The sequence below is a fragment of the Acidobacteriota bacterium genome (assembly GCA_020845575.1).
In the GTDB taxonomy this organism is placed as follows: Bacteria; Acidobacteriota; Vicinamibacteria; order Vicinamibacterales; family Vicinamibacteraceae; genus Luteitalea.
This window is the reverse complement of sequence record JADLFL010000022.1, coordinates 1-14267: the sequence shown is the minus strand read 5'-3', so window position 1 is coordinate 14267 and position 14267 is coordinate 1. Positions and strand designations below refer to the sequence as shown.

10 protein-coding genes are annotated in these 14267 nt (G+C 68.2%); 9 read left to right on the top strand and 1 reads right to left on the bottom strand.

Annotated elements, in window-relative coordinates:
- Positions 1-75 precede the first annotated feature (75 nt).
- From IT182_06415 to IT182_06380, 8 genes are all read left to right on the top strand, one after another.
- Positions 76-363: a BMC domain-containing protein gene (locus IT182_06415; GenBank protein ID MCC6162966.1), complete on the top strand. Its 288-nt coding sequence runs from the start codon at positions 76-78 to the stop codon at positions 361-363.
- Between the two features lie 56 nt (positions 364-419).
- Positions 420-2207, top strand: a complete 1788-nt coding sequence (locus IT182_06410; GenBank protein ID MCC6162965.1) for an aldehyde dehydrogenase family protein — start codon at positions 420-422, stop codon at positions 2205-2207.
- Between the two features lie 342 nt (positions 2208-2549).
- The gene (locus IT182_06405) at positions 2550-4187 is read left to right on the top strand and encodes a transglycosylase SLT domain-containing protein (protein MCC6162964.1); all 1638 of its coding nucleotides are present in this window, start codon (positions 2550-2552) and stop codon (positions 4185-4187) included.
- 234 nt (positions 4188-4421) lie between these two features.
- On the top strand, positions 4422-5915 hold the full coding sequence (locus IT182_06400; protein MCC6162963.1) for a YifB family Mg chelatase-like AAA ATPase: 1494 nt from the start codon (positions 4422-4424) through the stop codon (positions 5913-5915).
- Between the two features lie 54 nt (positions 5916-5969).
- Positions 5970-6872 (top strand): M23 family metallopeptidase, encoded by a 903-nt coding sequence (locus tag IT182_06395; protein ID MCC6162962.1) that lies wholly within the window; start codon positions 5970-5972, stop codon positions 6870-6872.
- 92 nt (positions 6873-6964) lie between these two features.
- A complete protein-coding gene (gene secA / locus IT182_06390) occupies positions 6965-10054 on the top strand; it encodes a preprotein translocase subunit SecA (protein ID MCC6162961.1) in 3090 nt (1029 codons plus the stop codon).
- A 6-nt stretch (positions 10055-10060) separates the two neighbouring features.
- Entirely contained in the window at positions 10061-11596 is a 1536-nt protein-coding gene (gene guaB, locus IT182_06385) for an IMP dehydrogenase (GenBank protein MCC6162960.1), read from the top strand.
- A gap of 1 nt (position 11597) precedes the next feature.
- Entirely contained in the window at positions 11598-12500 is a 903-nt protein-coding gene (locus tag IT182_06380; protein MCC6162959.1) for a PIG-L family deacetylase, read from the top strand.
- Between the two features lie 45 nt (positions 12501-12545).
- Here the strand turns inward: IT182_06380 and IT182_06375 are convergent, their stop codons facing one another.
- Positions 12546-13670, bottom strand: coding sequence for a GntR family transcriptional regulator (locus IT182_06375; protein ID MCC6162958.1), 1125 nt, complete (start codon positions 13668-13670; stop codon positions 12546-12548).
- A 135-nt stretch (positions 13671-13805) separates the two neighbouring features.
- Between IT182_06375 and IT182_06370 the strand changes: the two genes are divergently transcribed.
- Positions 13806-14267, top strand: a 462-nt coding sequence (locus IT182_06370) for a hypothetical protein (GenBank protein ID MCC6162957.1), incomplete at its 3' end; no start/stop codon positions are given.

Below are 14267 nucleotides of genomic sequence, written 5' to 3'. Positions count from 1 at the left end.
CGGACGACCCGGCGAAACACACAAGGGTAAACCGTTGCGGCCAGTGGAGCAACATGCTAGAGTCCGCTCGATTTCATGGGCGACGCGCTCGGACTCATCGAAACTCGCGGCCTCATCGGGGCCATCGAAGCGGCAGACGCGTTGGTGAAGGCTGCCAACGTGCAACTCATCGCCAAGGAGTACATCGGCGCCGGGTATGTCACGGTGATGGCTCGCGGCGATGTCGGCGCGGTCAAGGCGGCGACCGACGCAGGCGCCGCGGCGGCCCGGCGCGTCGGTGAACTGGTCTCCGTCCACGTCATTGCACGTCCGCACGCGGACGTGGAACGGATACTTCCCAAGCCGGCTCCGGCCGGCAAGTAGTCGTCTTCAGGCGCTGCACGCCATCCTCGTGGTGGTGGTCGCCCGCCTCCTGTCGCATGGCCGACGCTCCCGCCGCCAAGCCGCCGTCCGATCGCGATCTCGCCTCGATCGCCGAAGCGCGAGCGCTGGCTCGCGTGGCGCGCACGGCTCAGGCCCAACTCGCCGAACTCCCCCAGGAACGCATCGACGCCATCGTCGACGCCATGGCCGCCGCCGTGAAGCCGGAGGTCGAGGTCCTGGCACGCATGGCGTGCGAGGAGACGGGGTTCGGGGTCTACGCCGACAAGGTCACGAAGAACCGCTTCGCGGCCGAGCGCGTGTACGAGTTCATCAAGCCGATGCGCACGGTTGGCGTGCTGCGGCGCGACGAGGCACGCAAGATCATCGAGATCGCCGAGCCGTTCGGGGTCGTGGCCGCCATCGTGCCCTCCACCAACCCGACGTCCACCGCGATTTACAAAATCCTGATCGCACTCAAGGCCCGCTGCGCCATCGTCATCAGCCCGCATCCGTCGGCCGCGCGATCCATCAGCCGGACCGCCGAAATCCTCGCCACCGCCGCGGCGCGGGCCGGCGCGCCCGAGGGCGTCATCGGCTGGATGACGACCGTCACGCTCGAAGGCACGCAGGAACTGATGCGACAGCGCGAAGTGGCGGTGATCCTCGCCACCGGCGGCCTCGGACTCGTGCGCGCGGCGTATTCGGCGGGTAAACCGGCCTACGGCGTCGGCCCCGGCAACGCGCCCTGCTACGTCCACGAGTCGGCGGACGTGCGCAAGGCCGCGAGCGACATCATCCTCGGCAAGGCCTTCGACAACGGCCTGCTCTGCTCGTCGCCGAACTCGATCGTCGCCGACAAGGCGATCGATGGTCCGTTGCGCGCTGCGCTCACCGCCAACGGCGGGCACTTCCTGTCGCCCGCCGACGCCGAGCGCCTGGCCGCCGTACTCGTCACGCCGCAGCGCCTACCCAATCCGACGCTCGTGGGCAGGACCGCCACGGCGATCGCCGACATCGTCGGCATCACCGCGCCCGCGGGCACGCGTGCGCTGATCGCCCCGCTCGACGGCGTGGGCCGCGACTACCCGCTCTCGATCGAGAAGCTCTGTCCGGTGCTCTCGTACTACGTGGTCGACGACTGGCGCGCGGGGTGCGAACGCTGCAAGCAGGTGCTGCGATACGGCGGCATGGGCCACACCATGTCGGTCCACGCCACCGACGATGAGGTCGTGCTGCAGTTCGGTCTGCACAAGCCGGCCTTCCGCATCGTGGTCAATACGCCGACCACCCACGGATCGGTGGGCCTGACGACGGGCCTCGATCCGGCGATGACCCTCGGCTGCGGCGGGCACGGCGGCAACATCACGTCCGACAACATCTCGCCGCTCCATCTGCTCAACATCAAGCGCGTCGCGTACGAGATCCGCCCCGCGGCAACGCTCACCTCGTCGACGGCCGACGCAAGACCGACCATGTCCGACACCACCTCCAGCCTGCGTCCCTCCGTTCCCGAACGCGTACGGACGCTCGACGCCGGCGTGTTGTCGTCGCGCATCGACACGTTCCTCGCCGGTCGCGGCATCACGCCGGGAACGGGCGTCGTTGTCTCGCCACCCGCCTCCGGGCCCGTTGCGACTCCGCCCGCTCCACCGGCGAGCGCCGCGCCGGCAGCGATCGGGGTGCCGGACGCAGACACGGTCGGCCCCGCCGTCGAGTTCGTCTGCGAAGACGATGTCCGGCAGGCACTGCGGGCGGGCCGACGCATTCGCCTGGCGGCACGGGCGATCGTGACGCCCGCCGCCCGTGAAGTCGGCGATACGCACCACGTCTTCATCGAGTCATAGGCGTCGCAGCGCGCTTCGCCGCGCCTTGACCGGTCACCCCGTCGGATGCTACTTTCCGCGGGTCCGCCAAACGGTCGAATCTCGATCCAAGGCCTTGGACGTCTGTCCGAATATCCGGACCCCAACTTCGTTCGCAGGTTTCGGCCTGCTGGAAACCACCTGACCGGCTCGCGGCCCAGACAGGTCTCGAGTCACCCGCTGGTGTGCACGCGTGATGCGCGGTACATCCGGCAGGGGAGCGCCCAGATGCGACGAACGTTCGGGCTGCCCGTTGCAGTCCTCCTTTTTTCGGCGGCATGCGGCCGCCACCAGGCGGCCCCGGTCGCCGTTGCTCCGCAGTCGGTGGCTGCGCCGCAGGTTGCGGCAGTACAGCCCGTAGAACCCGTCGTCTCTGTCGAGCCCGGCGCTGCCCTGCTGGCCGAGTCCGAGCGGCTGTTTGCCGCCGGCGAGCGCGAGTTGTCGCTCGGTCACCTCGAGCAGGCCCGCGCGGCGTTCGACAAGTCCGTCGATACCCTCCTCGAAGCGCCTGAAGGCGTACGTGGCGATCCGCGTCTGCGCACGTCGCTCGACAGGCTGATCGACAGGATCGCCGCGCACGAAACGCTCGCCTTGCAGAAGGGCGACGGCTTCACGGAGAAGCCGTCGGAACCGGCGGCCATCGACCAACTCCTCGAGGTGGCCACGTTCAGCGCACCCGAGTCGGCGGCCCTCGACGTCGGACACACCGTACAACTCGATCTCGAGCAGACCGCGCACGACATTCCGATTCCCTTGAACGAGCGGGTTCTGCACTACGTGGAACTCTTTCAGGGTCGGCTGCGCGACTTCCTCGCCGGTGGCCTCCAGCGCGGCAGCCGCTATCTGCCCATGGTCCAGAGCGTGTTTCGCGCCGAAGGCGTGCCGCTCGACCTCGCATACGTGCCGCTGATCGAGAGTGCGTTCAAGCCCACGGCGCTGTCGCGCGCCAGTGCCAGGGGAATGTGGCAGTTCATGCGGCCCACAGCCAACGATCACGGCCTCAGGCACGACTGGTACGTGGACGAGCGCGCGGATCCGGAGAAGGCCACGCGCGCGGCAGCGAAGTACTTCAAGACCCTCTACGGCATGTTCTCGGACTGGCACCTCGCCATGGCCTCCTACAACGGCGGGCCGGGACGGGTGCAGCGTGCGATCCGGGCGTCTGGCCTCAACGATTTCTGGACATTGACGGCCACCGATCGCTTCCTCCCGCGCGAAACGCGTGAGTACGTGCCGATGATCCTCGCCGCGGTGATCATCGCGAAGAACCCCACGCAGTACGGCTTCGAACTGACGCCCGTCGAGGCGCTCACCTACGACACGGTGCGCGTGGCCTCCGCTGTCGATCTGCGGCGCGTGGCCGAGTGGACGGGGACGTCCATCGACGAGATTCAGGCGCTCAATCCCGAACTGCGACGCTGGACCACGCCTCTCAGGAGCGCCAACTACGAGGTGAAAGTCCCCTCCGGATCCGGCGAGCAGTTGATGGCACGTCTGGCCGCGGCGGCTCCAGGCGATCTCTCGGCGCTCAAATTCCACACCGTACGCCGCCGCGAGTCGCTCGCCTCGATCGCACGGACGCTCGGCGTCTCGCGCGCCGACCTCGCCGACGCCAACGGTCTCTCGCAGCGCGCCGCGGTCAAGCCCGGTCAGCGCCTGCTCATCCCGCGCGCCCCTGCCGCCCTCCTCGCCAGTGCGAGTCGGCCCGCCACGGCACCGGCCGCACGCGAGGCCGACACGGTCGTGGCCATGCGTGCATCGACGCCCGTGGCCGCCAGCGCCGACGAGGATGTGCGCGTGACGACGCACCGCGTGAAGCGCGGCGAAACGCTCTACGGCATCGCCAACGCGTACGACGTCACGGTGGCCGACATCCGCACCTGGAATCGCCTGAAGAGCACGCGGCTCGACATCGGCGATCGCCTCACCATCAAGGTCCCTCGCTCGCGCAGCGCGCAGTAGTCGGAGCGGATCTTCGGCCACAAGCCATCGGCAGGGCGGCTCTCCGCGGCCGGCCGCAGAAGGCCGACGGTTCAGGCCGGGCGCGGAGAGCCGACCCTGCCACTGAGAGCAGTTCTCGCGATCTCCCGGCAGGAGCACATGGCAGCTTCTGCCACCACATCACGGCGAGCGCGCGTATTCAGCCGTGTTTTCGACGATCGGCCCGGTGCCACGGTCCTTGCACAAGCCGGCGGCATGCTTGCGTCAACGTTCACCACGGCGCTCGTGGGTGTGGCCGCGGAACTCGTGCGCGTCGAAGCCGATGTCAGCTTCGGACTGCCCGGCTTCACGATCGTCGGTCTCCCCGACGCGAGCGTGCGCGAGAGCCGTGACCGCGTGCGCAGCGCGATCCGCAGCGCGGGACTCGAATTCCCGCCGCACAAGATCACGGTCAACCTGTCACCGGCCGATCTCCGCAAGGCCGGCAGCAGTTTCGACCTCCCCATCGCGATCGCCCTGCTGGCCGCCGCGGGGCAGGTCCCGCGAGATCCTGCCTCGCGCGCACTCGTGATCGGCGAACTGGCGCTCGATGGTCGAGCCCTGCCCTGCCGCGGCGTCCTGCCGGCAACCCTGGCGTGTCGCGCGTCGCAGCTCGACGCCATGGTAGTGCCCCGCGCCAACGTCCCCGAGGCGAGACTGGTGCCTGGCGTCGACGTCCGCGGTGCCGCCACGCTGGCCGACGCGCTGCGCGCGATTCGGGAACGGGGTCCCGAGAGCGACGCGATGGCTCCTCCCGCGACACCACGTGTGCTGCCGGAGCCGGACATGGCCGACGTGCAGGGCCAACTCCTCGCCCGGCGCGCCCTGGAGATCGCGGCCGCGGGGCATCACAACATCCTGTTCACCGGTCCGCCCGGCGCAGGCAAGTCCATGCTGGCGCGGCGGCTGCCGGGCCTCCTCCCGACGTGGACGTTCGAGGAAGCGCTGGACGCCACGGCCATCCATTCGGCGGCGGGTCTGGTCCCTCCCGAGGGAGGTCTGCTCGCGAACCGCCCCTTCCGGGCGCCGCACCACACGGTATCGACGGCCGCCCTCATCGGCGGCGGGCCGCAGCCACGGCCCGGGGAAGTGAGCCTCGCCCACCGCGGCGTCCTGCTCCTGGACGAGGTCCCTGAGTTCGACCGGCGCACGCTCGAGGTCCTGCGGCAGCCGGTCGAGACCGGCGTGGTGCACCTGGCGCGCGCGGCGCGCAGCGTGACCTTCCCTGCCGACTTCCTGCTGGTGGCGGCGATGAATCCGTGTCCGTGCGGTTACCACGGCCACCCGCGGCGCCAGTGCCGGTGCCGTCCCGGCGACGCCGAGCGCTACGCGGCGCGCATCTCGGGACCACTCCTCGACCGAATCGACCTGGTCGTGCAGGTGCCGCCCGTCGAGCCATCGGCCCTGACGGGGCCACGTTCGACAGCGGAAGCCACGGCTCCCATCCGAGCACGTGTGGCGACGGCCCGCGCGCGACAGGCGGCCCGCCAGCCTGCGGTCAACGGCCGTTTGACAGGTCACGCGCTGGAGTGTCTGCGGCGCTCTCCCGCACTCGGGCGGCTCCTCACCCAAGCCATGACGGCCCTTGATCTGAGCGCCAGGGGCGCAGATCGCTGCCTCCGCGTCGCCAGGACCATCGCCGATCTCGCGGGCGAAGACGAGGTGGACCGTGTGCATTTGGCGGAGGCGCTTCAGTTCCGACCGTGCTAGACTGCGCGTTGCCTCACGCCCGGTCCCGGGTCCGACGGCACCTCTCACAGTCACATGTTCTCGACCCGCTACAGCATCGTCATCGCCAATCGCCGCACGGGCGTCGTGCGCCGGCTGACCCTGTCGGTGCGGTCGGTGGCGATCGTGGCGGTGATGGCTGGCGCGATTCCCGCGCTCCTGTCGGTGGGTGCGGCGCGCAAGGCCGTCTGGCAACGTGCGCAGACGCAAAACGAAATCGCCGCGCTCCGCATGGAGAACGCCACGGCGCGCGCGGCAGCCTCCGCGCTCACGGCGCAGATCGGATCGCTGCAGTCGGCTGTCGACGGCATCTCCGAACTGACGCCGACCACCACGGAGCGGACAGCCATGGCGCGGCTGCCGCGTACCGTGCAGGAGCGTGCCCTGGGCGGCCTCTCACCCGCCACGGCACGCCGTGTCCTCGAGGGCGCGGCAACGGCGCCCGACCCCGTTGGCGTTGTGCGCCAGATGCTCGACGCCCTTGAAGTGGGGCTCGAATCGGCACGGCCACGCCTGCAACGCCAGGCGGAACTGGCACGTGCCACGCCGGCGATCTGGCCCGCGTTCGGCGCGGTGACGTCCGGGTTCGGCGTCAGACGCGATCCATTCACGAGCGCCGTCAGTGTGCACTCGGGACTGGACGTGGACGTCGAGTTCGGCGATCCGGTGCATGTCACGGCCGATGGCACGGTCACCGAGTCGCGGTACCACCCCGAGTACGGCAACATGGTTGTGGTGTCGCACGGCTTCGGGATCGAGACGCGGTACGCGCACCTGTCGCGCGCGCTCGTCCGCACCGGCGTCTCGGTAGCGCGGGGCCAGCAGATCGGCCAGGCCGGATCCACGGGCCGCTCGACCGGGACGCACGTGCACTACGAGGTGTGGATTGGCGGGCGTCCCGTGAATCCGCTCCAGTACCTCGTCGCTCGCGAGCCGTAGTGCCGGCTCGTGGGGTTGCCTCACCTCTGCCCCTTCCCTACAATCAGAGGATCGCGGTGCCCGCTTCCGGGTCCGCCTTCCGGTAGTCACCTTTGCTCGACACCCTTCTCTCCAAGGTCATCGGCACGCAGAACGAGCGCGAGCTGAAGCGGATTCAGCCGATCGTCGCGTCCATCAACGCCCTCGAGCCGTCCATGCAGGGGTTGAGCGATGCGGAACTGCGCGGCAAGACCGCGGAGTTCCGTGCGCGCGTCGCCAACGGCGAAGCGCTGGACGACCTGCTGCCCGAGGCCTTCGCCGTGGTTCGCGAGGCGGGCCGCCGCGTGGTCCAGATGCGGCACTACGACGTGCAGCTCATCGGCGGCATCGTGCTGCACCGGGGGCGCATCGCCGAGATGAAGACCGGCGAGGGCAAGACGCTCGTGGCAACGCTGCCGGCCTATCTCAACGCCCTGGCCGGCAAGGGCGTGCACGTGGTGACGGTCAACGACTACCTCGCGCGCCGCGACTCCGAGTGGATGGGTCGCATCTACCGGTTCCTCGACATGACGGTGGGCGTCATCCAGCACGACCTGCGCGACGAGGAACGCCAGCGCCAGTACGGCGCCGACATCACCTACGGCACCAACAACGAGTTCGGCTTCGACTACCTGCGCGACAACATGAAGTTCGAACTCGCGCAGATGGTGCAGCGCGGCCACTTCTTCGCGATCGTCGACGAGGTGGACAGCATCCTCATCGACGAGGCGCGGACGCCGCTCATCATCTCCGGCCCTGCCGAAGAATCGACGGACCTGTACTACGAAGTCGATCGCATCATCCCGAAGCTGAAGCCGGGGGCTGTCGTTCAGGGCCAGATCAAGTCCGAGGAACGCGAAGCGCTCGAAGCGTCTGGCGACTACATCGTCGACGAGAAGCACAGGACGGCGACGCTCACCGAGGGCGGCATGGCGCACGCCGAGCAACTGCTCGCGCATCGCCTGCAACCCGGTGGCCTCTACGACCCGGCCAACATGCCGTTACTGCACCATGTGCAGCAGGGCCTGCGCGCCCACACCCTGTTCCGCCGCGACATCGAGTACCTGGTGAACGAGGAAGGCCAGGTCGTCATCATCGACGAACACACCGGCCGCGTGATGCCGGGCCGTCGCTGGAGCGACGGACTGCACCAGGCGGTCGAGGCCAAGGAAGGCGTGAAGATCGAGCGCGAGAACCAGACACTCGCGACCATCACGTTCCAGAACTATTTCCGCAAGTACGACAAGCTCTCCGGCATGACCGGCACGGCCGACACGGAGGCCGAGGAGTTCAACAAGATCTACAAGCTCGACGTGATCCAGGTGCCGACCAACAGGCCCCTGATCCGCATCGAGGAACCCGATACCGTCTTCCGCACGCAGCGCGAGAAGTACGACGCGATCGTCGAGGACATCGCCGCGCACCAGGCCGAAGGCCGGCCCGTGCTCGTGGGCACCGTATCGGTCGAGAAGTCCGAGTTGCTCTCGACGATGCTCAAGCGCAAGGGCATCAAGCACGTCGTGCTCAACGCGAAGTACCACGCACAGGAAGCCGAGATCGTCGCGCAGGCGGGCCGCCTGGCCAAGATCACCGTGGCCACCAACATGGCCGGCCGCGGCACCGACATCCTGCTCGGCGGCAACGCCGAGTACATGGCGCGCCAGCAGTGTCTCGCCGAAGACGTCGCCGAGAAGGTCCCGCGCGGCGAGGAGAAGTACGTCGACGACGAGGAGTTCGTCTACTTCCGTCACCTCGACACGTTCTATCGTGTGCCCACGGCGACGTGGCGCCATGTGTTCGAGAGCTTCGACGTCGAGTGTCGGGCCGAACACGAGAAGGTGGTCGGCCTCGGCGGCCTGCACATTCTCGGGACCGAGCGTCACGAGTCGCGGCGCATCGACAACCAGCTGCGCGGCCGTGCCGGACGTCAGGGCGATCCGGGCTCGTCGCGCTTCTATCTCTCGCTCGAAGACGATCTGATGCGCATCTTCGGGTCGGCCAACATCTCGGGACTGATGCAGCGTCTCGGGATGGAAGAAGGCGTGCCGATCGAGAGCCGGATGGTCACCAAGGCCATCCAGCGCGCGCAGAAGCAGGTGGAAGCCCAGAACTTCGGAATCCGCAAGCACCTGCTCGAATACGACGACGTGATGAACAAGCAGCGCGAGAGCATCTACGCGCTCCGCCTGCAGTTGCTCGAAGCCCGCGTCCTCATCGATGACGAGGCCGTCGACCCGCGCGAGAACCTCCTCGTGCTCGCCGAGGACGTCCTCGGTGGATGGGTCGACGAGTACGCCGGCGAGACGGACGATCCCGAGCAGTGGGACCTCGCGCAGCTCCGTGACGAAGTGATTCGCGTGTTCGATCTCGACGAGGCGATCGTGCGCGAACTCCCGCTCGACGGGATGACCAGCGACCAGGTGCGCACCGAGCTCTGGGCCGAGGTCGAGGAGCAGTTCGCGACCAGGGAACGCGGCGTCGGGCGGGAGTTGTTGCAGCTGCCCGAGGACCTGATCCCGCAGATTGCCGGTCCCGACTTCTTCGAACGCATCAAGGCCGCCGAGGGCGACGACAAGCTCGCGGTCGCCGGCCGCAGCGTGCTCGCGCCCATCGAGCGCAACGTGATGCTGCAGGTCGTCGACGGCCAGTGGAAGGATCACCTCTACAGCCTCGACCACCTCAAGGAAGGCATCGGCCTGCGCGGCTACGGCCAGCGCGATCCCCTCGTCGAGTACAAGAAGGAGAGCTACGCGCTCTTTGCCGCGATGAAGCAGCGCGTGGACGAGGAAACCGTCCGCTACCTGTGGCGCCTGCGCCCGATGTTCGGCCGCGCCGAGGCTCCACAGGCTCCGGTTCCCCAGCATGCCGAGGTGCCGGGCGAGGGTGGCGGTGCGGCGCGCCCTGCAGCACCGGCCGCGGCCCCCGCCGTACCCGACATCTTCTCGCGGCCGAAGCGGCTGCAGGAGAATCGCCCGTCGACGCCGGCAGGTGGCGCACTGTTCGGCGCGCCCGCCGCGACGGCGACAGCCCCGAAGCCGGCACGCGTCGGTGGCGACGACGTGCAGCGCACCGTGCGTCGCGACGTGCCCAAGGTGGGCCGCAACGACGACTGCCCGTGCGGCAGCGGCAAGAAGTACAAGAAGTGCCACGGAGCGGGACTCTGATCACCCATGACCACAGACACCTCCACCGCCCTCTCGCCCGCTGAACACGTGGCGCGTGGCCTGCAGACCGCGCTCACCTTCGACGACATCCTCCTCGTACCCCGCCGTTCGGAGATCCTGCCGAGCCAGGTGGACATCTCCTCCCGCTTCACGCGCAACATCCGCCTGAACGTGCCGCTCGCCAGCGCCGCGATGGATACGGTGACCGAGTCCGGCCTGGCGATCGCAATGGCCCAGCAGGGCGGCATCGGCATCATCCACAAGAACCTCTCGATCGAGGATCAGGCCAACGAGGTCGACAGGGTGAAGCGCTCCGAGAGCGGCATGATCGTCAACCCGATCACGCTCTCGCCCACGCACTCGATCGCCCAGGCCCACGACCTGATGCGGAGGTACCGCATCTCGGGCGTGCCGATCACCGAGGACGGCAGCAAGGACGGGCGCCTCGTCGGCATCCTCACCAACCGCGACCTCCGATTCGAGACCCGCCTCGAGCGGCCGATCGCGGACATCATGACGCGTGAGAACCTGATTACGGTTCCAGTCGGCACCACGCTCGACCAGGCGCAGGACATCCTCCACACGCACAAGGTCGAGAAACTCCTCGTCGTCGATCACGACTACCGTCTCCGCGGGCTCATCACGGTCAAGGACATCCAGAAGGCGATCAAGTACCCCTGGGCGTGCAAGGACGATCTCGGCCGCCTGCGCGTGGGCGCGGCGGTGAGCATCGCGAAAGACACCGTCGAGCGTGCCGAGGCCCTCGTGGCCGCGCACGTGGACGTCCTCGTGATCGACACCGCGCACGGGCACTCGATGGGCGTCATGGAGATGGTGCGGCGGCTCCGCCAGCGGTTCCCCGACGTGGAGCTTGTCGCGGGCAACGTGGCGACGGGCGCCGCGACAGAGGACCTGATCCGCATCGGCGTTGACGCGGTGAAGGTCGGCATCGGCGCCGGATCGATCTGCACGACGCGCGTGATCGCGGGAATCGGCGTGCCGATGGTGTCGGCCATCGCCGAGTGCGCACGCGCGGCGAAGCCGCACGACGTGCCCGTGATCGCCGATGGCGGCATCCGCTATTCGGGCGACATCACGAAGGCCATCGCCGTCGGTGGCAGCACCGTGATGATCGGCAGCCTGTTTGCGGGCACCGACGAGAGCCCGGGCGAGGTGATTCTCTACCAGGGGCGCTCGTTCAAGGAGTACCGCGGCATGGGTTCGATCGGCGCGATGCGCAAGGGATCGCGCGACCGCTACTTCCAGGACGACTTCGAACTGAACGTGGTCACGGGCGAAGGCACCGACAAGCTCGTCCCGGAAGGCATCGAGGGGCGCGTGGCGCACAAGGGGTCGGTGGCCGCGATGGTGCATCAGTTGGTGGGCGGCCTGCGCGCGGGCATGGGGTACTGCGGGTGCCCGACCATCACGGCGCTGCAGACCGACGCCCAGTTGATTCGCATCACGCCCGCCGGCCAGCGAGAGAGCCACGTCCACGACGTGATCATCACCAAGGAGAGCCCGAACTACAGAGTCGAATAGAATGCGCGTCATGTCCCGACGCATCATTCCGTCCCTCTCTCTCTGCCTCCTGGCGCTCGGCGTGGCGGTTTCCGCGACGCAGCCGTCGGCACCGCGCCAACTCCGCATCATCGCCTTCGGCGCGCATCCCGATGACGCCGAACTCACGGCGGCCGGCGTGGCGGCCCTGTGGGCGGCCGCCGGTCACAAGGTGAAGTTCGTTGCCGCCACCAACGGCGACATCGGCCACTTCAGCCAAGCGGGTGGCCCGCTTGCGATTCGCCGCACGAAGGAAGTCCAGGAGTGCGCGCGCATCCTCGGCATCACGACCGACGTGCTCGACATCCATGATGGCGAGCTCGAGCCCACCCTGGAATATCGTCGCGCGTTCGCACGCAAGATCCGCGACTGGCAGGCCGACGTCGTGATGGGCCATCGGCCGTATGACTACCACCCCGATCACCGCTACGTCGGTGTGCTGTTGAACGACACGGCGGTCGTCGTCGGCGCGCCGTTCTTCGTGCCCGACACGCCACCAACCAAGGGCAATCCGATCTACATCAACTACTCGGACGGCTTCGTCGATCCGAAGCCCTTCGAACCCTCGGTGGTGGTTGACATCGACGCGACCGCAGACAAGAAGTGGCAGTGCGTGAGCGCGATGCCGTCGCAGTTCGGCGACGCCGATTCATGGCAGGGTCGCACGCGTCCCGACGTGCCGAAAGACGACACGCAGCGGCCGGCGTATCTGCTGAACCTGGCCAAGCAGCGTACGGCAGCCGTGGCCGACCAGTATCGCGCGCAGCTCATCGCCCGCTACGGACAGGAGCGTGGAAGCAAGGTGAAGTACGCCGAGGCGTTCCAGTTGAACCAGTACGGCCGCCAGGCACGCCCGGCCGAACTCAACGACATCTTCCCGAAGTAGGGGCGAGCGACGCCGCGGGGGCCGGCCGTTGGTCGGCCCCTGTCCTCACGGTTCCATCGATCGCGATCCGCACGAGGCGCGCGTCACGAGCGTGCACTGCACGAAGATGTCGCGTGTGGGTCGTTCCGGATGCGACCGCCGCTCCAGCATCGCCGCCACCGCCGACTCCCCTATCTGCCGCACCGGCTGTCGCATCGTCGTCAGCGGAACGGGCAGCCACGCGGCATAGTCCACATCATCGATGCCCGTCAGCCTGATGTCGTCGGGAATCCGCCGCCCCAGGCCGAGCAGCGCGTGCATCACCGGCGCCGCCACGCGGTCGGTCGCGCACATGATTGCGTCGGGTGCGTGCACGTCGAGATAGGCCGCGAGCGCCCGGGGATCCGCGGGCGCCGGCACGGGCAGATGCACGAGCGCGGGGTCTGCGCCGTGCGCGTCGATCGCCTCGCGATATCCCGCGCGTCGGGCGGCGATTGTCGATGCGCCGCTCTCGGTCCCGAGAAACGCCACGCGTCGAGCACCGGCACGCAGCAGGTGCTCCGTGATGGCGAACCCGACGCGCCTGTTGTCGATGCCGACCAGGTCATACGGCCCCCGCCACGGATAGGGATAAACGGATCGATCCAGCAGGACGACGGGAATGCCCGCGCTGTCGAGCGCCGCAACGATACGCAGGTTCGTGTCGTCGCCGCCGGGTAGACCTTCGAGCGGGGCGAAGAAAACGCCATCCACACGCCGCGCGATGTACTGCTGCACGCGTTCCCACGCGACGGCTGCCCGCTCCAATCCAGGCGCGTCGCCGCCCCCCCACAGGAACGCGTGAGGCCTCGCCTCTGGCGCGCCCAGCAACCCTTGCACGAGCGGCTCGAAGATCTCGATGTCGGGCAGGTCGGGCATCACCACGGCGAACGTACACGCGGGCGTCGCTGCGGATCGCGTGGCCGGCTGCGTCACGTACGTTCCTGATCCGACGCGGCGCTCGACAAGGCCCTGCTGCTGCAGGTCGCGAACGGCCCTGCCCACGGTGATGCGCGATGCCCCGAATCGGGTCACGAGGGCTGCTTCACTCGGCACGCGATCGCCGGCACCCAAACGCCCCGAGCGAATCTCCTCACGGAGTGCGTCGAAGACAACCCGATACTTCGGGACCGCGACCGCGCTCCGTTGCATGCACGAATGATATGACAACTATGTGACGAACGACAAGAAGGTATTTTCTGACGACTACAAGCTGCTCCGGTTGCCAGATGTCGACAAATTGATATACTCATTTTTGCGACTCGCTATTCGGAGTCAAGGAGTCTCATGTCTTTCACCATTCCGCCTCCAGCAGGCGCAGAGCCCGGCCCGGCTGTCACGACCGAACCCGTGCATTTCCTTGTGGCCAGCGATTTCGACCAGACCCTGTCGTTCAACGACTCGGGCGTCGTGCTGAGCGAACTCATCGGAGCATCGGGCTTCGAAGAGAAAGTCGCCGGCCTGGCCACGAGCAACCTCGTCCATCAGGGCGGCGAACTCGCCTACCTGCTTCGCCACGACCCCGAGTTCCGCGCGGTCCGTCGCGAGCACCTGGTCGAAGCCGGCCGCCGCGTGCGGCTCAAGCTGGACATCCCGCAACTGCTCGACGTGCTGCGCAAGGGCGTCGACGAGACCTACCGCGACAGCGTGATTGCGCTCTTCACCCAGCTGCTCGACAACGTGCGCAAGGCGATCTGCGCCGAGAGCCAGCGCGAAGCCAACGCGATGTGGAAGCGCGAGGTCGCCGAC